At 61.2% G+C, this 21,304-nt stretch carries 22 protein-coding genes; 4 read left to right on the top strand and 18 right to left on the bottom strand.

Translation table 11 applies throughout. The features are described 5' to 3' along the window. Window positions 1-154: 154 nt before the first annotated feature. Window positions 155-1,192, top strand: a complete 1,038-nt coding sequence (locus I6L46_RS12945) for an alkene reductase (protein WP_216975824.1) — start codon at window positions 155-157, stop codon at window positions 1,190-1,192. A gap of 114 nt (window positions 1,193-1,306) precedes the next feature. On the opposite strand, the gene rpoS is transcribed toward I6L46_RS12945, so the two are convergent. From rpoS to putP, 10 genes are all read right to left on the bottom strand, one after another. Continuing rightward, window positions 1,307-2,290 (bottom strand): RNA polymerase sigma factor RpoS, encoded by a 984-nt coding sequence (rpoS, locus tag I6L46_RS12950; RefSeq protein WP_005362773.1) that lies wholly within the window; start codon window positions 2,288-2,290, stop codon window positions 1,307-1,309. 45 nt (window positions 2,291-2,335) lie between these two features. Next, entirely contained in the window at window positions 2,336-3,406 is a 1,071-nt protein-coding gene (locus I6L46_RS12955) for a LysM peptidoglycan-binding domain-containing protein (protein ID WP_216975827.1), read from the bottom strand. Window positions 3,407-3,415: 9 nt separating this feature from the next. Beyond that, window positions 3,416-3,997 carry a YqaA family protein gene (locus tag I6L46_RS12960; RefSeq protein ID WP_005354505.1) on the bottom strand — a complete coding sequence of 194 codons (582 nt, stop codon included), beginning with the start codon at window positions 3,995-3,997 and terminating at the stop codon, window positions 3,416-3,418. Then, the gene (locus I6L46_RS12965; protein WP_005335507.1) at window positions 3,994-4,611 is read right to left on the bottom strand and encodes a protein-L-isoaspartate(D-aspartate) O-methyltransferase; all 618 of its coding nucleotides are present in this window, start codon (window positions 4,609-4,611) and stop codon (window positions 3,994-3,996) included. The genes I6L46_RS12960 and I6L46_RS12965 overlap by 4 nt, the downstream gene beginning before the upstream one ends. A gap of 7 nt (window positions 4,612-4,618) precedes the next feature. Next, the gene (gene surE / locus I6L46_RS12970) at window positions 4,619-5,380 is read right to left on the bottom strand and encodes a 5'/3'-nucleotidase SurE (protein WP_005335515.1); all 762 of its coding nucleotides are present in this window, start codon (window positions 5,378-5,380) and stop codon (window positions 4,619-4,621) included. Continuing rightward, the gene (gene truD / locus I6L46_RS12975) at window positions 5,361-6,419 is read right to left on the bottom strand and encodes a tRNA pseudouridine(13) synthase TruD (protein WP_216975829.1); all 1,059 of its coding nucleotides are present in this window, start codon (window positions 6,417-6,419) and stop codon (window positions 5,361-5,363) included. The genes surE and truD overlap by 20 nt, the downstream gene beginning before the upstream one ends. Continuing rightward, window positions 6,419-6,895, bottom strand: a complete 477-nt coding sequence (ispF, locus tag I6L46_RS12980; RefSeq protein WP_005335518.1) for a 2-C-methyl-D-erythritol 2,4-cyclodiphosphate synthase — start codon at window positions 6,893-6,895, stop codon at window positions 6,419-6,421. The genes truD and ispF overlap by 1 nt, the downstream gene beginning before the upstream one ends. A 146-nt stretch (window positions 6,896-7,041) precedes the next feature. Further along, window positions 7,042-7,734 carry a 2-C-methyl-D-erythritol 4-phosphate cytidylyltransferase gene (gene ispD, locus I6L46_RS12985; RefSeq protein WP_021229511.1) on the bottom strand — a complete coding sequence of 231 codons (693 nt, stop codon included), beginning with the start codon at window positions 7,732-7,734 and terminating at the stop codon, window positions 7,042-7,044. Then, window positions 7,727-8,044, bottom strand: a complete 318-nt coding sequence (ftsB, locus tag I6L46_RS12990; RefSeq protein WP_005335520.1) for a cell division protein FtsB — start codon at window positions 8,042-8,044, stop codon at window positions 7,727-7,729. Before ftsB ends, ispD begins: the two co-directional genes overlap by 8 nt. A 208-nt stretch (window positions 8,045-8,252) precedes the next feature. Then, a complete protein-coding gene (gene putP, locus I6L46_RS12995) occupies window positions 8,253-9,770 on the bottom strand; it encodes a sodium/proline symporter PutP (protein ID WP_064341386.1) in 1,518 nt (505 codons plus the stop codon). Between the two features lie 326 nt (window positions 9,771-10,096). On the opposite strand from putP, the gene I6L46_RS13000 reads away from it, so the two are divergent. Further along, entirely contained in the window at window positions 10,097-10,990 is an 894-nt protein-coding gene (locus tag I6L46_RS13000) for a DUF535 family protein (RefSeq protein ID WP_216975831.1), read from the top strand. Window positions 10,991-11,059: 69 nt separating this feature from the next. Here I6L46_RS13000 and I6L46_RS13005 read toward each other — a convergent pair whose 3' ends face one another. The 8 genes from I6L46_RS13005 to I6L46_RS13040 all read right to left on the bottom strand — a co-directional run bounded on the left by I6L46_RS13005 (window position 11,060) and on the right by I6L46_RS13040 (window position 19,139). Continuing rightward, window positions 11,060-11,986, bottom strand: a complete 927-nt coding sequence (locus I6L46_RS13005) for a L,D-transpeptidase family protein (protein WP_005354531.1) — start codon at window positions 11,984-11,986, stop codon at window positions 11,060-11,062. 187 nt (window positions 11,987-12,173) lie between these two features. Further along, on the bottom strand, window positions 12,174-13,415 hold the full coding sequence (locus tag I6L46_RS13010) for a mechanosensitive ion channel family protein (RefSeq protein ID WP_076492576.1): 1,242 nt from the start codon (window positions 13,413-13,415) through the stop codon (window positions 12,174-12,176). A 143-nt stretch (window positions 13,416-13,558) separates the two neighbouring features. Then, window positions 13,559-14,758, bottom strand: a complete 1,200-nt coding sequence (locus tag I6L46_RS13015; RefSeq protein ID WP_005354534.1) for an acetate kinase — start codon at window positions 14,756-14,758, stop codon at window positions 13,559-13,561. Between the two features lie 221 nt (window positions 14,759-14,979). Next, window positions 14,980-15,450, bottom strand: coding sequence for a YhcH/YjgK/YiaL family protein (locus I6L46_RS13020; protein WP_019445320.1), 471 nt, complete (start codon window positions 15,448-15,450; stop codon window positions 14,980-14,982). Window positions 15,451-15,764: 314 nt separating this feature from the next. Next, on the bottom strand, window positions 15,765-16,871 hold the full coding sequence (locus I6L46_RS13025; protein WP_005362790.1) for a 1-acyl-sn-glycerol-3-phosphate acyltransferase: 1,107 nt from the start codon (window positions 16,869-16,871) through the stop codon (window positions 15,765-15,767). A 130-nt stretch (window positions 16,872-17,001) separates the two neighbouring features. Next, entirely contained in the window at window positions 17,002-17,700 is a 699-nt protein-coding gene (locus tag I6L46_RS13030; RefSeq protein ID WP_216975833.1) for an aspartate/glutamate racemase family protein, read from the bottom strand. Between the two features lie 126 nt (window positions 17,701-17,826). Continuing rightward, window positions 17,827-18,417, bottom strand: coding sequence for a LysE family translocator (locus tag I6L46_RS13035; protein ID WP_216975835.1), 591 nt, complete (start codon window positions 18,415-18,417; stop codon window positions 17,827-17,829). Between the two features lie 125 nt (window positions 18,418-18,542). Beyond that, the gene (locus tag I6L46_RS13040; protein WP_040068356.1) at window positions 18,543-19,139 is read right to left on the bottom strand and encodes a LysE family translocator; all 597 of its coding nucleotides are present in this window, start codon (window positions 19,137-19,139) and stop codon (window positions 18,543-18,545) included. A gap of 116 nt (window positions 19,140-19,255) precedes the next feature. Between I6L46_RS13040 and I6L46_RS13045 the strand changes: the two genes are divergently transcribed. Next, a complete protein-coding gene (locus tag I6L46_RS13045; protein WP_216975837.1) occupies window positions 19,256-20,632 on the top strand; it encodes a PLP-dependent aminotransferase family protein in 1,377 nt (458 codons plus the stop codon). Window positions 20,633-20,686: 54 nt separating this feature from the next. Further along, on the top strand, window positions 20,687-21,154 hold the full coding sequence (locus I6L46_RS13050; RefSeq protein WP_216975839.1) for a hypothetical protein: 468 nt from the start codon (window positions 20,687-20,689) through the stop codon (window positions 21,152-21,154). Window positions 21,155-21,304: the final 150 nt, after the last annotated feature.

The raw sequence follows: 21,304 nt of genomic DNA on the forward strand, positions 1-21,304 counted from the left end.
CCGCCGATAAAGAGTGGCTGGAAAGGGCGGCAAGTTTACCCCAGCCGCCCGCTCGGGCCAACCTTCTTGAACGCGCATTCAAAAAAAGCTTGCGCCAGACGCAAAAAACGTCTTGAATGCACGTTCAAGAATAACCCGTTCAGGACAACCTATCATGAATACCCTGTTTCAGCCGTATCGACTCAATGACACTCTGACCCTGGCCAACCGTTTCATGATGGCCCCGCTCACCCGCTGCATGGCAGGCCCAGGTCTGGTGCCGACCGAGCAGATGGCTGCCTATTACGGCCGCCGCGCCGACATCGGCCTGATTGTTTCAGAGGCCGTCATCATCCGCCCCGACGCGCAGGGCTACCCCAATACCCCGGGCCTCTTCACCCAGGCTCAGATCGATGGCTGGAAGAGAGTGACCAGCGCCGTGCACGCCAAAGGCGGCAAGATCTTCGCCCAGCTGTGGCACGTCGGCCGCCTCTCCCACCCCTTCTTCCATCAGGCTGAAGTGTTGGCCCCCTCTGCCGTGGCGCACGAGGGCACTGTGCCCCGCATGCGCGAGCTGACCTATCAGGTGCCGCGTGCCCTGACCGAGGCCGAAATCGCCCAGCTGGTACTGGATTACGCCCAAGCCGCAGCCAACGCCATCGAGGCGGGCTTTGACGGGGTGGAGATCCACGGTGCCAACGGCTACCTGATCGACCAGTTCCTGCACCACTCCACCAACCTGCGCACCGACAACTACGGTGGCAGCCCGGAAAAGATGAGCCGCTTCGCGCTGGAAGTGGTCGATGCCATCAGCGCCCGTATCGGCGGTGATCGGGTTGGTATTCGCCTCTCCCCGGGTGCCTATGTCCATCTGGCGGGCAGCCCGGAAGATCGCGCAGTGTTCGACTATCTGCTGGGCAAGCTGAATGATCGCCCGCTGGCCTATATCCACCTCGGCATCTTCGATGACAACCTCACCTTCGATTATCTGGGTGGCCGCGCCTCCGACTATCTGCGCGCCCACTACAAGGGCAATCTGGTCGGTGTGGGCAACTACGACGCCGAGCGCGCCGCAGCGGCCATCGAGGCTAACCGCTTCGATCTGGTGGCTATCGGTCGTCCACTTATCGCCAACCCGGACTATCTCGCCAAAGTGAAAAATGGCGAAACACTGGTGCCCTACGCCGATACCATGCTGGCCGAGCTGGTATAACCGCGAAGCCATCACCAGACGACAGGCAATAAAAAACGAGGGGAGCTGTTGCTCCCCTCGTGCTATCTGGCTGATGCCGCATTCCGTTGGTGCGGGCTTAATTGGTGCGGATGCTTAATTGGTACGAAATAGCGCCTCGATGGAGAGCCCCTGGCTCAGCAGGATCTCCCGCAGACGGCGCAGCCCCTCCACCTGGATCTGGCGTACTCGCTCGCGGGTCAGGCCAATCTCGGCCCCCACATCCTCGAGGGTGGCTGGCTCGTAGCCCAGCAGACCGAAACGACGGGCCAGCACTTCCCGCTGCTTGGGATTGAGCTCTTCCAGCCAGTGGACAATGCTGCTGCGCATATCATCTTCCTGTGACTCCAGCTCAGGCCCCATGCCGCGCTCGTCAGAGAGCACATCCAGCAGTGCCTTGTCGCGATCGCCACCGATGGGGGTGTCCACCGAGGTGATCTTCTCGTTGAGCTTGAGCATGCGGTTCACGTCATCCACCGAACGATCCAGCGCGAAGGCGATATCCTCGGCGGTCGGTTCATGATCGAGACGGTGAGAGAGTTCGCGAGCGGTGCGCAGGTAAACGTTTAACTCTTTGACCACATGAATGGGCAGACGGATGGTGCGGGTCTGGTTCATGATGGCCCGCTCGATGGTCTGGCGGATCCACCAGGTGGCATAGGTGGAGAAACGGAAGCCGCGCTCGGGGTCGAACTTCTCGACCGCACGGATAAGACCGAGGTTGCCCTCTTCGATAAGATCCAGCAGCACCAGGCCGCGATTGTTGTAACGACGGGCGATTTTCACCACCAGTCGCAGGTTGGACTCGATCATGCGCTTGCGGGCGGCTTTGTCACCGCGCAAGGCACGACGGGCGTAGTAGACTTCCTCTTCGGCAGTGAGCAGCGGGGAGAAACCTATCTCCCCCAGATAGAGTTGCGTGGCATCCATCACCTTGTTCAGTTCCGGTGCCAGCAACTCATCGGAGATAATATCTTCCGCCTCGGCGGCTACCTCCTGCAACTCTTCTACTTCATGAGATTCGGGTTCAGCGTCAAACTCTAATTCTGCATCCTGCATTACCAGTTGTTCTTGGCTCATGGTGTGTCTCCCTGACGTTACCAGAGTAAGACGGTCTCTCTGGGGTTAACGCTTTGGCAAATAGCTCATCGGATTGATCGACTTGCCTCTGTACCGGATCTCGAAATGCAATCGCACATCCGGCGCGTCCGTGCTACCCATGTTGGCAATGACCGAGCCCCCCTTGACGCTGTCCCCTTCCTTCACCCGCAACTCGTCGTTGTGTGCGTAAGCGGAGAGATAGTCATCATCATGCTTGAGGATAATCAGCTTGCCGTACCCCCTTAAAGCACTGCCAGCGTATACCACTTTACCGCTGCTGGCGGCGTAGACGGGTTGCCCCTTCTGGCCGGCTATGTCGATCCCCTTGTTACCCTGTTCTGCAACAGAGAACCCCTCGACAATACGGCCTTTTGCGGGCCAGTGCCAAGCAAGTCTCGACTGGGAGTTGTTTGTTTTTTGTTCTTTGACCTGAGCGTATTCCTTCGGTGCTGCCGGAGCAACGGATTTCTGAGAGATGAACGGCGTGGTCTGACCAGATCCACTCGGCTCGGCCAACGGACGCGGACCGCTGCTCGGACGGCTCACGGCCACCGGCGTCACGGTTGCCGGACGAGTCGCAGCCACCATCTGGGTCGAACCGCCGCCTACGGTCTGGACATTGAGCACCTGACCCGGTTGCAGCGCATAGGGGGCGCTCAGGTTGTTGCTCTGGGCCAGCGCCTGCGGTGTCATGCCGAACTGGCGGCCGATGCTGCTCAGGGTATCGCCGCGGCGGACCTCATAGGTACCGGCACTGCGGCTGCTGCCGACACTGGCGCTGGAGCCATCGAGTCGCAGACGCTGCCCCGGATAGATGTTGTAGGGCGGGCTGATATTGTTGAGGCTGGCCAGCGACGGCACGTCGTTGCCGGAGTTGAAGGCGATGGAGTAGAGGGTATCACCCCGTTTCACCACATAGCTGCCGCCCTGAATGGGGGCGCTGACCTGAGCACCGCTTTGGCGAGCCGGAATGGTCGAGACAAACTGCCCCTCATCAACACCATCTACCGGAGCTGCATTTTTACTGGAGGAGCAGGCAAGCAGCAGCCATGACAACACCACGACACTGCTTCCTTGCCAAATACGCGAACGCATAATGGATCCTTAACGACTAAACCAGAAATAGGCCACCACGGCCAGACCAATACAGAGCCAACCGAGCACATCTACGTAGTGCATCAGTTTGCGTTCCATCTTCTCGCCACCCCAGCGCATCAGGCCCGCAACCAGGAAAAAGCGCATGCCACGACCGATGAGGGAGGTGATGATGAAGGGCAGCAGAGCCATTTGCAACAACCCTGCCGTCACGGTAAACACCTTGTAGGGGATAGGGGTGAAGCTGGCAATGAAAATGACCCAGATCCCCCACTGCTCAAACCAGTTGCGAGCAATCTCGATCTTGTCCTGATAGCCCACAGACTCCACCAGTGGCAGCACGACCGGATCCCACAGCGCATAGCCAAGGGCATAGCCAAACAGGGCACCCAGCACAGAGAAGACAGTAGCCAGCGTGGCGTAGTGCCACGCCTTGTGGGGCTTGGCGAGCGCCATCGGTGCCAGCATCACGTCCACCGGGATCGGCCAGAATACCGACTCGATAAAAGCGGTGATGGAGAGATACCAGGGGGCATGCTTGTGGCGAGCCCACTGCATCACCAGTACGTACAAACGGGAAAACAACTTCACTCAACATCTCCGTCAATCAGGGGAACAAAACGTACCGGCTCCAGAATACGGCTGGTCAGCTGGGATCCGGATCGTTCGATCAGCTGCAGGGTCTGCTGGCTGTCACCCACGGGCAACACCAGTCGGCCCCCTTCGGCCAGCTGATCGGTGAGTGCCGTCGGGATCTCGCTCGCCGCGGCCGTCACCAGAATGGCGTCATAAGGCCCCTTGTTGGGCCACCCCAGCCAGCCGTTGCCGTGCTTGGCCGAGACATTGTGCAGATCGAGCTGGCGCAGTCGGCGTCTGGCCTGGAACTGCAGCGACTTGATCCGCTCCACGGTATACACATGCTCCACCAGATGGGCGAGGATCGCCGTCTGGTAGCCCGAGCCAGTGCCAATCTCCAGCACATGGGCCGGATTGTTTTGCATCAGCAACTCGGTCATTCGCGCCACCATATAGGGCTGCGAAATGGTCTGGCCGTGGCCAATGGGCAGGGCGGTGTTATCCCACGCCTTGTGCGCCATGGCCTCGTCCACGAACAGCTGGCGCGGCACTTTCGCGATGGTCGCCAGCACGCGAAAATCGCGAATATCCTGCGCAATGAGCTGATTTAACAGGCGCTGTACTATCACACCACCCTCATCCCTGCAGATCTAACCAGGCCCCCAGACCGGCGAGACTGTCATAGGCAGTCATATCGATGGTCAGGGGGGTAATCGAGACATAGCCCTGCTCGATGGCAGCAAAATCGGTGCCTTCACCGGCATCCTGCTGGCTGCCGGGGGGGCCGATCCAGTAGATGGGCTGGCCACGGGGATCCTCGGTGCAGATCACCGACTCCGCCCGGTGGCGATTGCCAAGGCGGGTGGTCTTGATCCCCTTGATCTGCTCGAGGGGCAAGTCCGGCACGTTGACGTTGAGGATCTGATCGGCAGGCAGGGGGTGTTTCATCAGCCCCTTCACCAGCAGGGCCGCATAGTGGGCCGCCGTGGCGAAGTGGGTCTTGCCCACCAGCGAGATGGCGATGGAAGGGTAGCCAAGATGGCGCCCCTCGGTGGCCGCGGCGACCGTGCCCGAGTAGATGACATCATCCCCCAGGTTGGCACCGTGGTTGATGCCGGCCACCACCATGTCGGGTTCAGGACGCACCAGCTCGTTGACCGCCAGATGCACGCAGTCGGTCGGCGTGCCCTTCACCGCATAGCTCTCGCACCCATTAAAGCCGTTTTCTGCAATGCGGGTAACCCGCAGCGGTACTTCCAGCGTCAGGGAGTGACTCGCGCCGCTGCGGTTGCGATCCGGCGCCACCACAATGACCTCGCCGCAGGCGCGCAGCGCCTCGCTGAGGGCACGAATCCCCTCGGCATGCACACCATCATCATTACTGACCAGAATTCGCATCGGTCTGATTCCTGAAACCGTGATCGGCCTCTTCGGCCTGCATTAACTCGCGCACCACGCTGGTGGCAAACGCGCCCACCGGCAGGAAGAAGGAGAGGGTCAGCGCCTCGCCGTCCAGCTGCCAGCTCATCTGCTCCGGCTTGAGCAGCAGCGGGCGGCGATCCTGATCCAGCCCGGCTTTCTCCAGCCCGTCACACCAATCGCTGTAAGGAGCCAGCACGCCCTGTTCGAACTCGGCAGCGGCACCCTGACTGGCCAAACGGCCACGGCCCCACTGGGGCGCGGTAAGTTGCACGTCGCCGGAGGCAAGACGCGCTTCCAGCTCGGGGGTCACGCTCTCTTCGCTGAAGATGGAGTGGCTGCCCTTGAGCATCACGCAATCACCGGCCAACAGCTGATGAGCCAGCCCCTGCTCGATACGGGCGCTGACAATGGCGTTGAACAGCATGCTGCGGGCGGCAGAGAGGTAGAGGGAGCGCTTGTTGCGATCCTTGATCCGCTTGCCGGCAAACATCGCCTTGGCCGCTTCCAGGTTGTTGCCATCGCGGCCAAAACGCTGCTCACCATAGTAATTGGGCACGCCCTGAGTGGCGATGGCCTGCAGGCGGGCTTCCAGCCCGTCTGCCTGTTCCAGACCGGTGAGACGCAGGGTGAAGTGGTTGCCCTTGAGGTAGCCGACCCGCAATTTGCGGTTGTGACGCCTGGCTTGCAGGATCTGGATGCTGTCGCTCTCGATGACCGACAAGTCCGGCTCGGCCTTGCCCGGCAGGTGAATGCCGAACCACTGCTCGGTCACCGCGTGGCGATCTTTCAGGCCCGCCCAGGTCACCGCATTGCGGTTGACCCCGGCCGCATCGGCCAGCAGACCCGCCACCCAGGCTGTGTTCTCGCCGGTTTTGCGCACCCGGACGAAGATATGCTCCCCTTCCCCGCAAGGCTCGAAGCCGAGATCTTCATTCACCACGAAGTCGGCGGCCTCGGCCTTGAGGATACCGCGGGCGGTGGGCGCCCCGTGCAGATAGGCAAGTTGTTCCAGCATTATTGTTTCACCAGTAGGACGACGGCTTCGGTGGCGATCCCTTCCTTGCGCCCCGTAAACCCAAGCTGTTCGGTGGTGGTCGCCTTGACGTTCACCCGGTTCAAATCACATTGCAGATCGGCGGCCAGCACGGCGCACATGGCGTCGATATGGGGGGCCATTTTGGGGGCCTGGGCGATAATGGTCACATCCAGGTTGCCGATGGCATAACCCGCCTTCTGTACCCGGGCAAAGACATCCCGCAGCAGGATGCGACTGTCGATCCCCTTGAACTCGGCAGCGGTATCGGGGAAGTGGCGACCGATGTCACCGGCACCAATAGCCCCCAGCAGGGCATCGCTTACCGCGTGCAGCACCACATCGCCGTCGGAGTGGGCAACCAGCCCCTGCTCGTAGGGAACCGGCACGCCACCCAGCATGCAGGGGCCAACACCACCAAATTTATGAACATCAAAACCATGACCAATGCGCATCATCAGCGGCAACCTCCCAACATGCTGAAACCAACCCCATCAATTTTGTGTACGTCCACACCATGTCCAATCCGGATCATGCTAACTCCTTGTTCGGGCCTGTTTGTTCGAGACACTCTGCTCTGAACGGTCTGTTCTGACTGAGGGGCTTATGCCTGCTGGCTTAAAAACAGCCCCGCCAGCGACAAGTCTTCCGGCCGGGTCACTTTGATATTGTCGGCGCGCCCCTCCACCATCCGCACAGTGAATCCGGCCCGCTCCATGGCGGAGGCCTCGTCGGTGATGGTGGCGCCCAGCAGCAGCCCCTCTTCGAGCGCCCGCTTCAGGGCACGGGTCGGGAACATCTGCGGCGTCAGGGCATGCCAGAGCTGCTCGCGCTCGACGGTGGCGATGATATTGCCCTCCCCATCGGAGCGCTTCATGGTATCGCGCACCCGACTGCCGAGAATGGCACCGCCGCAGTTCATGGCTGCGGCAATCAGCGCATCGAGATCGCCGTGAGTCAGGCAGGGGCGGGCCGCATCGTGCACCAGCACCCACTCCCCTTGCGCCACATGGAGGCCATTGAGGACGGAAAAGGCGCGCTCGGCGCCTCCCTCTACCCGCACAATGCGCGGGTCGGCCGCCACGGGCAGGGCCTCGAACCAGCGATCATGGGGCGCCAGCGCCACGATCACCTGGGCGATGGCCGGGTGGGAGAGCAGCCGCTCCAGGGTATGTTCGAGAATGGTTTTACCCGCCAGTTGCAGGTACTGCTTGGGGCAATCGGCCCCCATCCGGCTGCCGATACCGGCGGCAGGGACGATCGCCGTCAGGCCGGATACCCGGCTGGCATCAGTCATCGTAGGGCTCATCGTCCGGCGCTGTCTCTTTGTCTTTCTCTTTGGGGATGATCCGGTAGAAGGTCTCCCCCTGCTTGATGTAACCCAGATCGTTGCGCGACAACTCCTCGATGGCCTCGAGGCCAGAGGTGAGATCATCTATCTCGCGGTAAATGAGGTCGTTACGATCCTTGAGAGTCTGGTTGTCCCGCTGTTGCTGCGAGATGGCCTCCGACAGGTTCTGATAATCGGATAGCCCGTTCTTCCCCAGCCAGAGGTCATATTGCAGTCCCCCCAGCAGGAGGATCAGGATCAGGGTGAATAGCCGCATGCACTAGGTCTCCTTCAGGCGGCCTAGTGTCCCATATTCGGTGCCAAGACAAAAGAAAGCGAGCACCCGGGAGCCACCGGCCGAACATAAAAAAGTGCCCAAGAGTGAATCAGATAGCACAAAGCCCCGCCAAACCGGTGCAAGGATGGCCAACCAGGGCGCTCCTTGTCCGGGGGCGGGGCTCTCAATCAGAAAGCGGTAAGGGGGATCAGTTCACCGCGACCGGCTCTCCCGCGCTCTCGGCAGGGGTGTTGTACTCCTCCTCGGCATCGCGGAAACGCTCCAGCATCGCTTTTGAGGGTGCTTCGCCCATCAGGCTGCCCACCACAATGGCCAGCAGTGCGAACAGGAAGCCCGGAATGATCTCATACAGCCCCAGCCAGCCGAACTGCTTCCAGACGATGACGGTGATGGCACCGACCAGCATGCCCGCCAGCGCGCCGTTGCGGGTCATTCGCGGCCACAGAACCGAGAGCAGCACAACGGGGCCGAAGGCGGCACCGAAACCGGCCCAGGCGTAGCTCACCAGCCCCAGTACCCGGTTTTCCGGATTCATGGCAACGGCGATGGCAATCACCGCGATCAGCAGCACCATCAGGCGACCCACCCACACCAGCTCACGCTGGGAGGCGTTCTTGCGCAGGAACGGCTTGTAAAGATCCTCGGTGATGGCGCTGGAGCAGACCAGTAATTGACAACTTAGAGTGCTCATCACCGCCGCCAGAATAGCGGAGAGCAGCACACCGGCGATCCAGGGGTTGAACAGGATCTTGGAGAGCTCGATAAAGACCCGCTCCGGGTTGCCGGTCACCCCAGCCGCCACTTCCGGGAAGCGGGCGAAGTAGGCCAGCCCGAAGAAGCCTATGGCCACCGCGCCTGCGAGGCAGAACACCATCCAGGTCATGCTGATACGGCGGGCATTGGCCATGGAGTGGTGGGAATCCGCCGCCATGAAACGGGCCAGAATGTGGGGCTGACCGAAGTAACCAAGGCCCCAGGCCATCAGCGAGACAATGGCGATCACATCCAGATTCTTGAACATGTCCAGGTTGGTAGCGCTCTTGGCGGCCACCTCGATCATGGCGCTGTCCACCCCGCCGACTGCGATGATGACGAAGACCGGGGTCAGGATCAGGGCAAAGATCATCAGGGTCGCCTGCACCGTGTCGGTCCAGCTCACCGCGAGGAAGCCGCCGAAGAAGGTGTAGGTAATGGTGGCGGCGGCACCGACCCAGAGGGCGGTGTTGTAATCCATGCCGAAGGTGCTCTCGAACAGACGGGCACCGGCCACCACGCCGGAGGCGCAATAGATGGTGAAGAACAGCAGGATCACCAGCGCAGAGAGGATGCGCAGCACCTTGCTGTGATCTTCAAAGCGATAGGTGAAATAGTCCGGCAGGGTCAGGGCGTTGCGGTTCTTCTCGGTATGTACCCGCAGGCGACCCGCTACCCAGCGCCAGTTGAGGTAGGCGCCGATGACCAGACCGATGGCGATCCAGCTCTCGGAGATACCGCTGACGAAGACGGCGCCGGGCAGGCCCATCAGCAACCAGCCGCTCATGTCGGAGGCGCCGGCAGAGAGAGCGGTCACCCAGCTCCCCATCCGGCGACCGCCCAGAATGTAGTCATCAAAGTTGCGGGTGGCGCGATAGGCGACGAAGCCGATCAACACCATTCCGAGGATATACACCAGGAAGGTGATTAACATGGGTGTGCTAGCTGTCATGCAAAACTCCGTTTTGTGTCATTTTCTGCCCGCTCTGGTGACGGGCTCATCCCTAAAAAACCGGCCTAGCTTAATCAGCCGTTCGCGCCAGCTCAATCACTTTTAACAAACACAAAACACAATAAAAACCTTTGCGCATCAAATCATCTGCCGCATCAAGAGGATGGCGCCAGATTTCCTGCCGTGGCCGTGGCGGTCATCTCGCCGCGCCAGCCGCTACTGAGCGTTATGTTTTCACATTTTGTTACTATCCATTTTTTTACAAGCCAGCGCCCCGCTCCTACACTCCCCGCCCTGTCTCATTACACCAGTCAGAGGTCGGCACCATGTCATCTCATCTGTCACACCTGCGAACCCTCGCCCGCCGCCTTCACCCGGTGGAGGAGTCGGGTCATCTCATCAGACGGGCCAAGTATGTGGGGCGTCTCTGGCTCAATCCCGGCGCCCGCGCCCTCTATCGCCAGCAGCAGGAGCAACCGCTGCTGGCGCAGGCGATCAGCCGCTTTCCCGATATTCTGGAAAAGCCGATCCACCCCTATCGCCACAAGGGGCTCAACAAGCGCCTGCGAGCCGGGCTTATCAGCGGCCACTACCAGCAGCTGGCACGTCAGCTGCCCAAGGCGCAACAACTGGCAATCTACAGCGGGCGCGGCCTGCTGCTGGCCCAGTGGCAGAGCGACAAGCTAACGGCACCGCTGACCCTGCAACTGGATTACCAAACCCACATGGGCAAAGAGGGGGAGATGAGCCTGACCCTCAAGCTGGGTGACGCTGCGCTCTATTACATGGCCCTCAATCTGCGCCCCGCGCCGAACCCGACCCTCGAGATCTGCTCGCTGCAGGGCGGCAAGGGGCAGAGCGAGGAGATCAAGCTGGTCACCAAGGCGTGCGGCGGGCTGCGCCCCATGTCCCTGCTGGTCTATATGGCCGCCGAGCTGGCCCGGGGGCTGGCGTGCAAGAGCCTGCTCGGGATCCGCACCCAAAGCCACGTCTATCAGAGCAGCAGGCGCACCGCCGATCGGGTCAAGTTCGACCTCGACGGCTTGTGGCAGGAGCATCAGGGCAGCGTGCAGGATGAACTCTGGATGAGCCTGCCGCTGGAGGTGCCCCGCAAGACGCTGGAGGAGATCACCTCCCGCAAGCGGGCCAGCTACAAGGCGCGCTATCAGCTGCTCGATCAGCTCGGCAGCGAGCTGCAGACAAATCTGCTGCGAAGCTGAGTCAACGCAGCAGAAACAAAAAGGGCGAACAGCATGCTGTTCGCCCTTTGTCGTGATGGGGATTTGCCGTTAGCGGTTGATCGCCATCGGCATGCCGTTGCGCTGCTCCAGCGCCTGCTTCACCAGTTGGGAGTCACTGTCGGCGTGGGCAATGAAGCGGGTCACCGCCGGAGTCATCGGCAGCGGTGCCGGCAGCTTGGAGTTGAACTCCTCTTCGCTGCGCGACAGCGGCTGGTGCACTTCCAGATAGCGGACACCGTTGGGCTCGAGAGAGGCCTTGATCGGCTGGTTGACGAACTGAACGCGGGTACCGACCGGTACCTGCTTGAACAGGTAGGCGATGTCGTCGTTGCGCAGACGCACGCAACCGTGGCTCACCCGCAGGCCGATGCCGAAGTTGGCGTTGGTACCGTGGATGGCGTACATCTTGCCGATGTAGAGGGCAAACAGACCCATGGGGTTGTCCGGACCGGCCGGCCAGACCGCAGGCAGGCTCTCGCCACGGGCGGCATATTCGGCATGCATCTTGGCGGTCGGGGTCCAGGTCGGGCCCGCTTTCTTGCGCTGCACGCTGGTCACCCAGTTTTCCGGGGTATCGGTGCCGAGCTGGCCGATACCGATGGGCAGCACTTCCACCACTTTTTTACCCTTGGGGTAGTAGTAGAGGCGCATCTCGGCCACGTTCAGCACGATCCCTTCACGGGGTGCATCCGGCAGGATCAGTTGCTGGGGGATCACCAGCTTCTCGCCGGTCTGTACCAGCAGGGGATCCGCATCGGGGTTGGCTTCGGTCATGTTGGTGAGCCCCAGCTGGAATTTGGCCGCAATGGCCTCCAGCGGCTGGCCGTTCTCTTCGGCCGGAACCACATATTCCAGATTCTCCCCTACCAGACGGCTGTTGGCCGCAGGCAGAGCATATTCAACAGCGAAAACCGGCGCAGCGGTCAGCAGCAGGCTGTAGCAGAGTGTTGCCACACTATTGCGAAGGAGCTTCATAACTTTCCCATGATGATGACTTGAAGTGACGTCTCTGGGCTGGCAGCTGATCAAGAGGGGATCAGGGGCGCGAAGAGAAGGCCGCCATTTTTCTCCTCTGCACGGCAAATTTCAACTGACAAGTGGCGACGGGTCGATGATTAATATGCGGTTTTTTCCGCGTCCCCGACCCGCCCCATTTCCCTGTTTATCCCCGTTGCCAGGCACGCATATCGTAACCTGTGGGAGATTGATGCAACCGCAGATGAAATTGCTCAATGATGGCGAAGATATGGTCGAAAATATCGGCCTGGATCCCTTCGTAATCGGCCCATGCGGTAGTCGCGGTAAAGCAGTAAATTTCCAGCGGCAAACCGTCTGACGTGGGTGCCAGCTGGCGCACCATCAGGGTCATGTCCTTGCGAATGCCGGGGTGGGCGCGCAGGTAGGCATCCAGATAGGCGCGCAGGGTACCGAGGTTGGTGAGGTGACGACCATTGATGGGGCAGCTCAGGGCATCGCTCAGCTGCTGGTTGTAGGCACTCAGCTCCTGCTCCTTGCGGCTCAGATAGGGAGCCAACAGTTGCGCCTGCTTGAGCTGCAACTGCTCCTCGGCCGTCAGAAAGCGCACACTGGTCATGTCGATATTGACGCTGCGCTTGATGCGGCGGCCGCCCGACTCGGTCATCCCCTGCCAATTCTTGAAAGAGTCGGAGATCAGGGCATAGGTGGGAATGGTGGTGATGGTCTTGTCCCAGTTCGACACCTTGACCGTGGTGAGGCCGATGTCGGTCACCTCGCCATCGGCGCCGTACTTGTCCATCTGCAGCCAGTCACCGACGCTCAGCATCCGGTTGGCGGAGAGCTGGATCCCCGCCACCAGCCCTAGGATGGGGTCCTTGAACACCAGCATCAGCACTGCGGTCATGGCACCCAGACCGCTGAACAGGAACAGCGGCGACTTGCCGAGCAGTAGGGCGATCATCAGGATCCCCACCAGAATGCTGCCTACCAGCTTGGCCCCCTGGAAGATGCCGCGCAGGGGCAAATCCCGACCAAGACGGGTGTAACGGCTCACCGACAAAACGCAGTCGAGCAGGGCGAAGAAGGCCAGCAGCAGGAACAGCAAAATCCAGAGCTGGGCCACCATCTCGATAAGTTTGAGGCTATCCGATTGACGGGGCAGCCAGATCTCCGCCTGACCGAGCAGCACGGCCCCTTGCAACACAAAGGCGAGCCGGTTGAAGAGGCGCTGTTGCAGCTGGGGCGGCAGCCACACCTGCTTGGCCTTGCCGAGGATTCCCACCAGCCGGACCAGCAGCACCCGGTGCAGCGCCATGTGCAGCAGCAACGAGGTGATGACGATAAAGCCCAGCGCGATCACCAGCGCCATCATGCTGGTCACTTCCACCCCAAGGCCCGACAACCAGTTAAAAAACGCCTCTTTCATTGCTCTCTCCCGAACCGGGCAGCCCGCTGGCTGCAAAAACAGTGGTGGTCAGGGTACCGCTCCCCTCCCCCATGTCAAATCGGTGAACGCCAGAAATGACAACGCCCGGCACAGGCCGGGCGTTGTTTCAAAGCGAGGCTGACTTAGCAGACCAGGCTCAGGGCATCGCGGGCGATGACCAGCTCTTCGTTGGTCGGGATCACCATGGCGCAACGGCTGTCGGCGGTGGTGATGCGACCTTCGCCACCCAGTACGGCAGCGTTGTTGGCCTCTTTGTCCACCTTGAAGCCGAACAGGGCCAGACGGTTCAGCACCATCTCGCGCACCATGGCGGCGTTCTCACCGATACCACCGGTAAAGACCACGGCGTCCAGACGACCGTCCATCGCAGCGGCATAGGCGCCGACATACTTGGCCACACGGTAGGTGAAGACATCCAGCGCGCGCTTGGCACCGGCGTCGGTGGCGTAGTTGGTGGTGACGTAGCGGCAGTCGCTGCTCGCTTCTGTCATCCCCAGCAGACCGGACTCACGGGTCAGGGTGTGGTTGATCTGCTCCACGCTGTATCCGAGCTGGTCGTGCATGAAGAAGACCACGGCCGGATCGATATCACCGGAGCGGGTACCCATCGCCAGACCTTCCAGCGGAGTCAGACCCATGGAGGTGTCTACGGATTCGCCGTTCTTGATGGCGCAGACAGAGGCACCGTTACCCAGGTGGCAGTTGATGATGTTCAGTTCATTCAACGGCTTGCCCAACTCTTTCGCGGCTTCTTCCGCGATGTAGCGGTGAGAAGTACCGTGAGCACCGTAACGACGGATGCCGTGTTCACGGTAGAGCTTGTGCGGCAGCGCATAGAGATATGCCTCTTGCGGCAGAGTCTGGTGGAACGCGGTGTCGAAGACGGCCACGTTCTTCTCGGACAGCTGCGGGAACACTTTCAGCGCGGCGCGAATACCGATGAGGTGGGCCGGGTTGTGCAGCGGGGCGAACGGAATGGCGGCTTCGATACCGGCGATCACGCCGTCATCAATGCGCACGGAGCGGGAGAACTGCTCGCCACCGTGTACGATTCGGTGACCGATGGCCACCAGTTGCTCGGCAAGAGTCGGATCCTGCGGCAGGATGTGACCCACGATATGGTCGAGGGCCTCCTGGTGAGCGGCACCCGCTCCCAGCATGGCTTCGCCCTTGACCCCGTGGAGTTTCCATTTGATACGTGCATCATCCAGATTGAAGCATTCGGCCAGGCCGGACAGCATGTCCTCACCTGTTTCGGCGTCCATTACGGCAAATTTCAGGGAAGAGCTACCGCAGTTAAGGATCAATACCAACTTGCTCATTTTCTACATCTTCCTGTGCTTCGGCTTTATGCCGACAGTGTCGTGTCATCCAAAAGAGGATGGGATTCCCCTGCCGGGGGCTTATGGTCGCAGGAGGGTGCGTCCAATTTTTCAATTCTTGCTCTTGAAAGAGTGATCGCAACTTGTGGTGCGTATCACTGGCTTCAATGCTTGCGAGCCTCAACGCATCAGCTGCGCAGGGCTCGCCTCAATGGGAGTGCTCAGGCGATAGCCAGCAGATCCTTGTGTACCTTGACCACCAGCTTCTTCACCTTGGCGGGCTGGTTGAAGGTACAGAGCGGGCGGTGCAGCTCGCCCGGCCAGAAGATGGCGAAATCGCCCGGTTGCAGCGCCAGATAGCTGGTCTGCTCGTCATCGACAAACCAGAGGTCAGGATGGGGATGGTCGGCGCCGTCGCTCACATAGTCGTGGGGGCCCACACCTATCCACTCTTCACCGCGCAGCAGCAACTGGATATCGAGATACTGCTGATGGAATTCGCCACGGCGATCCGCGGCTGGCTCGGTCAGATCCTCGCTCACCAGACAGAACAGGTTGAGGCCATCGATCTCGGTCTTGCCGAGCGGAGCGTCACCCCAGTGAGCCACGCTCTTCACCACCTCGGCCATGATGCGGGCCAGCGGGGCGGGCAGCGGCGTCCGCTGCAGGGTGTTCAGGCTACCGGTGATCATGGCGTCTGTTTCCTGTTAGGTATATCTGGGCGGCATCTTTGCCAGCCAATGAAAAAGGACCTGTGACAGGTCCTTCAATAATGCCGTCTGCAATCCGTGCAAACCGGTTTAGAGCTTTTGCTCATGTTCAGCTATATGGGCACTGTTACACACTCGTCAGCACCTTGCCAAGAGACATAATCCCATTTTCATAGTGATCGTACCAGCTGAAACCATATTATTCACCACCCTTTCCCCCTCGACTTTGACCAGACGCAAAAACGGGCGCATCAGCGCCCGTTTTTTTCGCAAAACCGTTTAACAACCGGTTTCATTCAAGCCTTTTTGGCGTTTTCCACCGGTTTTGCGTACATGGCTCGCCAGATCGCCTTGTGCTCTTCCGGCACCTCTGACTGACGGGTCAGGAAGGCCGCCTGTTCGATGGTATTGGCCTTGCCGGAAACATCGGCCGCCAGATAGTTGCTGGGGAAGAGGTGGTAACTGCTCCAGATCGCCTTGTCAATCAGCGCGGCCAGTTCGTCCGGATCGCTGAAACCCTCGGTGATCGGCGCGCCGAAGGAGACATGTACCCGCCCCTTCATGCCGACGATACCGGCGACGATACTCTCGATATCCTCGAACTCGCCCTTCTCGTAGCTGCCGTTGACCGACTTCTCGTAGAGCTCGCGCGCCTTCGCCTTGTCAGTCGGGTCCAGCTCGTAGCTGATGCTGACCGGCACGATATTGAGGCTGCGCATGTAGTCGACGAAGTCGATCTTCTGCTTCTTGCCGTCGACGTAGAACATCTTGAGGATGGCGGGATCTGTCTTGTCATCGCCATTCTTGGCGCGCCCTTCCTTCTGGGCGATCCAGATGGAGTGACCTTCGTGGACCGAGTTGCCAATATAGGCAGACAGCTCGCCGAGCGCCTTCATCATCTCCCGCGGCCCCTTGGCGGAGCGTTTGACGATAAAGCTCTTGTTGAGCTTCATCAGCTCGGTGGCGCAGGGTTTGCGCAGCAGGTTGTCACCGATGGCGATGCGCACGGTATCGAAACCGTGGGTGTGCAGCCCCCAGTTGACGAACGCCGGGTCCATGGCGATGTCTCTGTGGTTGGAGACAAACAGATAGCCCTGCTCTTTCTTAAGATGCTCGATCCCGGAAAAGGTCACCCCCTTGGTGGAGGTGGCGATCATGCGGGACATGTACCGGGTGACCCCCATCTGGACCTGATGCACAGTGGTCACTTTTGACCATTTGCGGCGCAGGAACAGGCGGATCATCGGGCGGATGGCCCAACCCAACCAGCTCATCAGGGAACCGAAACGATACTTGGCGATGGCGCCGATAAATTCATCATCCTGGATCAGCCGTTCGATGGCTGCCGGCACTTCTTCATCGCGGTAGGGGCGAATATCCGCGAATCTATCTACTTCAGTCACAATGTCAGCCTTGCATGCTAGGAAACCGCAGCCAACCCGCGTTGGCCGGGGAAAATTCAGGGCGCAATTTTACACGCTTTTATGGCAAGGGGTATGAGACAAGCATGAATAGTGAGATCTGACCAGTTTATTAATCGGATGCCAGTGCCAGCGCGACCGCCGCTTCGGCATGGATGGCGGTGGTGTCGTAGAGCGGCACCGCCGCTCGGGCATCGCCCACCAGCAGGGCAATCTCGGTGCAGCCGAGGATCACCGCCTCGGCGCCAGCGGCTGCCAGCCCCTCGATAATCGCCAGATACTCGGCCCGCGACGATTCGCGGATCTCCCCCAGGCAGAGCTCGTCATAGATGATCCTGTGCACCCGCTCCCGCCCGGCCTCATCGGGCACCAGCACCGTCAACCCGAAACGCGCCTGCAAGCGCCCCTTGTAGAAATCCTGCTCCATGGTGAAGCGGGTGCCGAGCAGGCCGACCCGGGTTATCCCGTCCGCCTGCAATTTGGCCGCGGTAGCATCGGCGATATGGAGCAGCGGGATATCGATGGCTGCCTCAATCTCGGGCGCCACCTTGTGCATGGTGTTGGTGCCGATCAGCAAGAAATCGGCGCCGCCATCCTGCAACTTGCGCGCCTCCGCCGCCAGCAGGCGGGCGGTAGCGGGCCAGTCACCGGCATGCTGCAACCGCTCGATACCGGCAAAGTCGACGCTGTTGAGCAGCACCCGCGCCGAGTGCAAACCACCGAGCTGTGTCCGCACCCCGCGGTTGAGCGCCTGATAGTAACTGACGGTGGACTCCCAGCTCATGCCACCCAGCAGACCGATACATTTCATAGGAACTCCTTTTATCCCAAGGGAGAGCAGAACCACGCCACCTTGCAGGCAAGGCCACGCGGACGAGATAAAAAAGGCCCCGCAGGGCCAACAAGACAGCCGGTAAAGGCCCGGGTCAACCTCGGGCTAAATCCAGATCATCCCGACACAGGCGGCCGTCGCCAGCCCCATGCCCAGATTGAAACGCCGCCAACCCCGGGCAGTGCGAATGATTTGCCGCACCTGGGCACCAAAAAGCACCCAGAACGCCCCGGTGTAGAGGCCGGTAATAAAGAAGATCACCAACACCCAGAGCGCAGAGGGCCAGTAAGCCTCCCCCGTCAGAGTGAAACCGCTGATGGCGGAGAGCGCCATCATCCATGCCTTGGGATTGAGCAGTTGCAGCATGGCCCCCTGATGAGCGGGAATGAGCGGCCGGTTGCCCTCGGCCGGGCCGCTGGCCGTCGCCACCTTCCACGCCAGCCAGAGCAGATAGGCCGAGCCGATAATCTTGAGGCCGTCGTGCAGCAGCGGCACCTTCTCGAACACCACGCCAAGCCCCAGCGCAGTGGCGAGGATCATCAGATTGATCCCCCCCACCACCCCCACCAGCAGGGGAATCGTGCGGCGAAACCCCTGCGCCGCCCCGGCGCTGGTGAGCAACATATTGTTGGGCCCCGGCGTGCCGCAGGTAACCAGGGCAAACCCCGCCAGGGGCAGTAACCAGTTCAGATCCATCTCAACCTCTTGTCGATGCAACGCCCCCGTTATGGGGAAAGCCTTCTAATATGCAGAGCCAACCCCGTGGCGACAAGTCAGAAATGCCTCTTTCCAGGCCACCTCCCCCTCCAGCGCAACACGGCTCAATACCAGAGCATCACCACGCAGAGCGCCGTCAGCAGACCGAGGGATCCGTTGAGTCGCCGCCAGCCCCGATCCGAGCTGATCCAGTTGCTCAGCTGATGGCCGAACAGTACCCAGACAAAGCAGACCGGCAGGGCCACCAGCGCAAACATGACCATCACCGCCAGCTGACTCGACCAGTAACTGGCGCCGGGCAGGCTGAACAGACTGATGGCGGAGATCCCCATCATCCACGCCTTGGGATTGAGGAACTGAAAGCCCAGCCCCTCCAGCATGGTCAGCGGACGGGCCCTCCGGGCCGGATCCCCCGGCGCCCCGGCCACCGCGATACGCCACGCCAACCACAGCAGATAGAGGCTGCCGAAGATCTGCAAACCGAGCCGTAGCAGGGGCCAGCGCTCGAACAGCGGATAAAGCCCCAGCGCCAGCACCAGCTGCAACACCGGCTGCCCCAGCCCCACCCCGAGCAGATGTGGCAGGGTGCGACGCACCCCGAAGTTGGCGCCGGAGGCCGTCAACATCAGGTTGTTGGGCCCCGGCGTACCGCAGGTGAGTACGGCAAAACCGAACAGGGTGACATACCACTCCATCGTCATATTGTGACTCCTTGCTTGCCACATTGTATCGATACAATGTGTGCTATTTGGTTGTTATCAGGTTGAAATTCACGCTATATTGACAACAAATTTTGATCAATGGATTTATTGTCACCATGACAATCTGGACGCCCGACCTTACGGCCTTCGATGGACCCCTCTACCTCAAGCTGGTCAAAGCGATCGAACAGGGGATCGTGAATGGCGAGCTGCCACCGCAGACCCGATTGCCTACCCACCGATCCCTGGCGGATCGTCTGGGTGTCACCGTCGGCACCGTCACCCGCGCCTACAGCGAGGCGGAACGGCGCGGCCTGCTGGCCGCCCGGGTGGGCCACGGCACCTGGGTCAAGGGAGCAAACACGGATCCCGCCAATGAGTGGGTGATCCGCCAGGAGGAGGGGCACCGCATCGAGCTGTGGCAGAACCTGCCGGTGCAGCTGGATCGGGCGGCCATCATTCGCCCCATGCTGGGGGAAGTGGCAGACGGGGAGCTCAACGCACTGCTCGGCTATGACAAGGAGGCGGGACGACCGGATCAGCGCCAGCAGTTCGTCAACTGGCTGGCGGAGCAAGGGGTGGCCTGCAGTGAGGATCGCCTGCTGTTCAGCCACGGTGCCCAGCACGGCATCATGCTGGCGCTGCTGGCGACCGGCTGCGTGGGGGAGACAATCCTGTGCGAGGGGCTGAGCTACCCCGGCATGCTGGGCAACGCTCGCCAACTGAAGAATCAGGTGGTGGGACTGGCGATGGACGAGGAGGGGCTGCTGCCCGAGGCGCTGGACGCCGCCTGCCGTACCCGCCGGGCCAAGCTGCTCTACCTCACCCCGACCCTGCAAAATCCCACCACCGCAACCATGAGTCTGGCGCGGCGGGAGGCCATCGTCGCCATCGCCCGTCGCCATGATCTGCTGATCATCGAGGATGACGTCAACGGCCTGCTGCCCCAACAACCGGTGATCCCTCTGGTCAATCTGGCGCCGGAGCGGGTCATCTATCTGGGCAGTCTGGCCAAGATCGCCTGCGGCGGCCTGCGGGTGGGCTTCGTGCTGACGCCCCCTGCCCTGCGCAGCGCCTTCGCCCAGACCATGCGGCTGTCGAGCTGGATGGTGAGCCCGCTGCTGATCGAGCTCGCCTGCAAAATGGTCAGTCAGCGCCAGATCATGCCGCTGGTCGAGCAGCAGCGGGAGATCCTCAAGCGCCGTGGCGAACTGCTGCACCACCTGCTGCCCGCCGCCCGCTGGCAGCCGGGCAGCATGCACGCCTGGCTACCGCTGCCGGAGCCCTGGCGCAGCCAGCAGTTTGCCGCTGCCGCCGACGCCCTTGACGTTGGCGTGGCGAGCGGGGAACACTTCGCCGCCGGTCAGTTTGCCGCTCCGCAGGGGGTGCGCCTGAGCCTGAGCCAGCCCGCTACCGACGCCCGGGTCGGCGAGGGACTGGCCCGTCTGGCCCAACTGCTGCAGGGGACGCCCCCCAGCAATCCCCTGCTATAGTCAGGGCCAGCCGACCTGACCTTCACGCTTCATCGTCATAGCCAAGGAGATTCCGTGCCCCCCATCAGAGCCGCCCTGCTGCTTGCCACCCTGTTGTTGGGTGGCTGCGCCTCGTCAACGACCCACCAGCAGCTGGGGGCCGCGCTCAATGGACTGGAAGGGGAGTTGCAACGACTGGAAGAGGAGCTGGCGGCGATGAACGGCCTGCACTATCAAAAGGCGATCGATGCGCCGCTCAGTTTGCGCCGTGCGCTCGGGGCGCCGCAGCCCACCCCAGAGGGGCTGGTGCCGGTGACCAGCAAGCTGGAGGATGGGCCACTCCTGCGCTATCAATACCGACTGCCAGCGGGGATGGCGAGCCTGCCCCAGGACAACCTCTGCCAGCGCTACGAGTTCGAGCTGCGCCATCTGGGCCGCCTCGGCAAACTGGAATTAAGCTGGCTGGGGGAACAGGGCAAGGGGTCGCGGCTGATCCGCCAGAGCGACTGCCCCTTCGGGGCGCCGATCCGCTCTCGGCAATAACAGGTTGCAGCCCTGATAGATGGCATAACCGATTGAAATAACAGCCCATAGTGCGCCCTCCAGCACCCTGCTGGCTACTGTCAGCTTTTCACTCAGCGAGTGCTGTGCCTATGTTCCTCTTGGGTCTACCATAATCAACCTAATGCTAAT

It is taken from the genome of Aeromonas sp. FDAARGOS 1416, assembly GCF_019048085.1.
Classification (GTDB): Bacteria; Pseudomonadota; Gammaproteobacteria; order Enterobacterales; family Aeromonadaceae; genus Aeromonas; species Aeromonas veronii.

Bases quoted from the DNA above. Each gene is read 5' to 3' on its own strand.
- I6L46_RS12955 (WP_216975827.1), bottom strand. From the start codon at position 3,406: ATGCGTTCGCGTATTTGGCAAGGAAGCAGTGTCGTGGTGTTGTCATGG.
- surE (WP_005335515.1), bottom strand. From the start codon at position 5,380: ATGCGAATTCTGGTCAGTAATGATGATGGTGTGCATGCCGAGGGGATT.
- I6L46_RS13045 (WP_216975837.1), top strand. From the start codon at position 19,256: ATGACAATCTGGACGCCCGACCTTACGGCCTTCGATGGACCCCTCTAC.
- putP (WP_064341386.1), bottom strand. From the start codon at position 9,770: ATGACAGCTAGCACACCCATGTTAATCACCTTCCTGGTGTATATCCTC.
- I6L46_RS13010 (WP_076492576.1), bottom strand. From the start codon at position 13,415: ATGAAAGAGGCGTTTTTTAACTGGTTGTCGGGCCTTGGGGTGGAAGTG.
- ispD (WP_021229511.1), bottom strand. From the start codon at position 7,734: ATGACTGATGCCAGCCGGGTATCCGGCCTGACGGCGATCGTCCCTGCC.
- ispF (WP_005335518.1), bottom strand. From the start codon at position 6,895: ATGATGCGCATTGGTCATGGTTTTGATGTTCATAAATTTGGTGGTGTT.
- I6L46_RS13000 (WP_216975831.1), top strand. From the start codon at position 10,097: ATGTCATCTCATCTGTCACACCTGCGAACCCTCGCCCGCCGCCTTCAC.
- rpoS (WP_005362773.1), bottom strand. From the start codon at position 2,290: ATGAGCCAAGAACAACTGGTAATGCAGGATGCAGAATTAGAGTTTGAC.
- I6L46_RS13005 (WP_005354531.1), bottom strand. From the start codon at position 11,986: ATGAAGCTCCTTCGCAATAGTGTGGCAACACTCTGCTACAGCCTGCTG.
- I6L46_RS13020 (WP_019445320.1), bottom strand. From the start codon at position 15,450: ATGATCACCGGTAGCCTGAACACCCTGCAGCGGACGCCGCTGCCCGCC.
- I6L46_RS13040 (WP_040068356.1), bottom strand. From the start codon at position 19,139: ATGACGATGGAGTGGTATGTCACCCTGTTCGGTTTTGCCGTACTCACC.
- ftsB (WP_005335520.1), bottom strand. From the start codon at position 8,044: ATGCGGCTATTCACCCTGATCCTGATCCTCCTGCTGGGGGGACTGCAA.
- I6L46_RS13030 (WP_216975833.1), bottom strand. From the start codon at position 17,700: ATGAAATGTATCGGTCTGCTGGGTGGCATGAGCTGGGAGTCCACCGTC.
- I6L46_RS13035 (WP_216975835.1), bottom strand. From the start codon at position 18,417: ATGGATCTGAACTGGTTACTGCCCCTGGCGGGGTTTGCCCTGGTTACC.
- I6L46_RS13015 (WP_005354534.1), bottom strand. From the start codon at position 14,758: ATGAGCAAGTTGGTATTGATCCTTAACTGCGGTAGCTCTTCCCTGAAA.
- I6L46_RS12945 (WP_216975824.1), top strand. From the start codon at position 155: ATGAATACCCTGTTTCAGCCGTATCGACTCAATGACACTCTGACCCTG.
- truD (WP_216975829.1), bottom strand. From the start codon at position 6,419: ATGCTGGAACAACTTGCCTATCTGCACGGGGCGCCCACCGCCCGCGGT.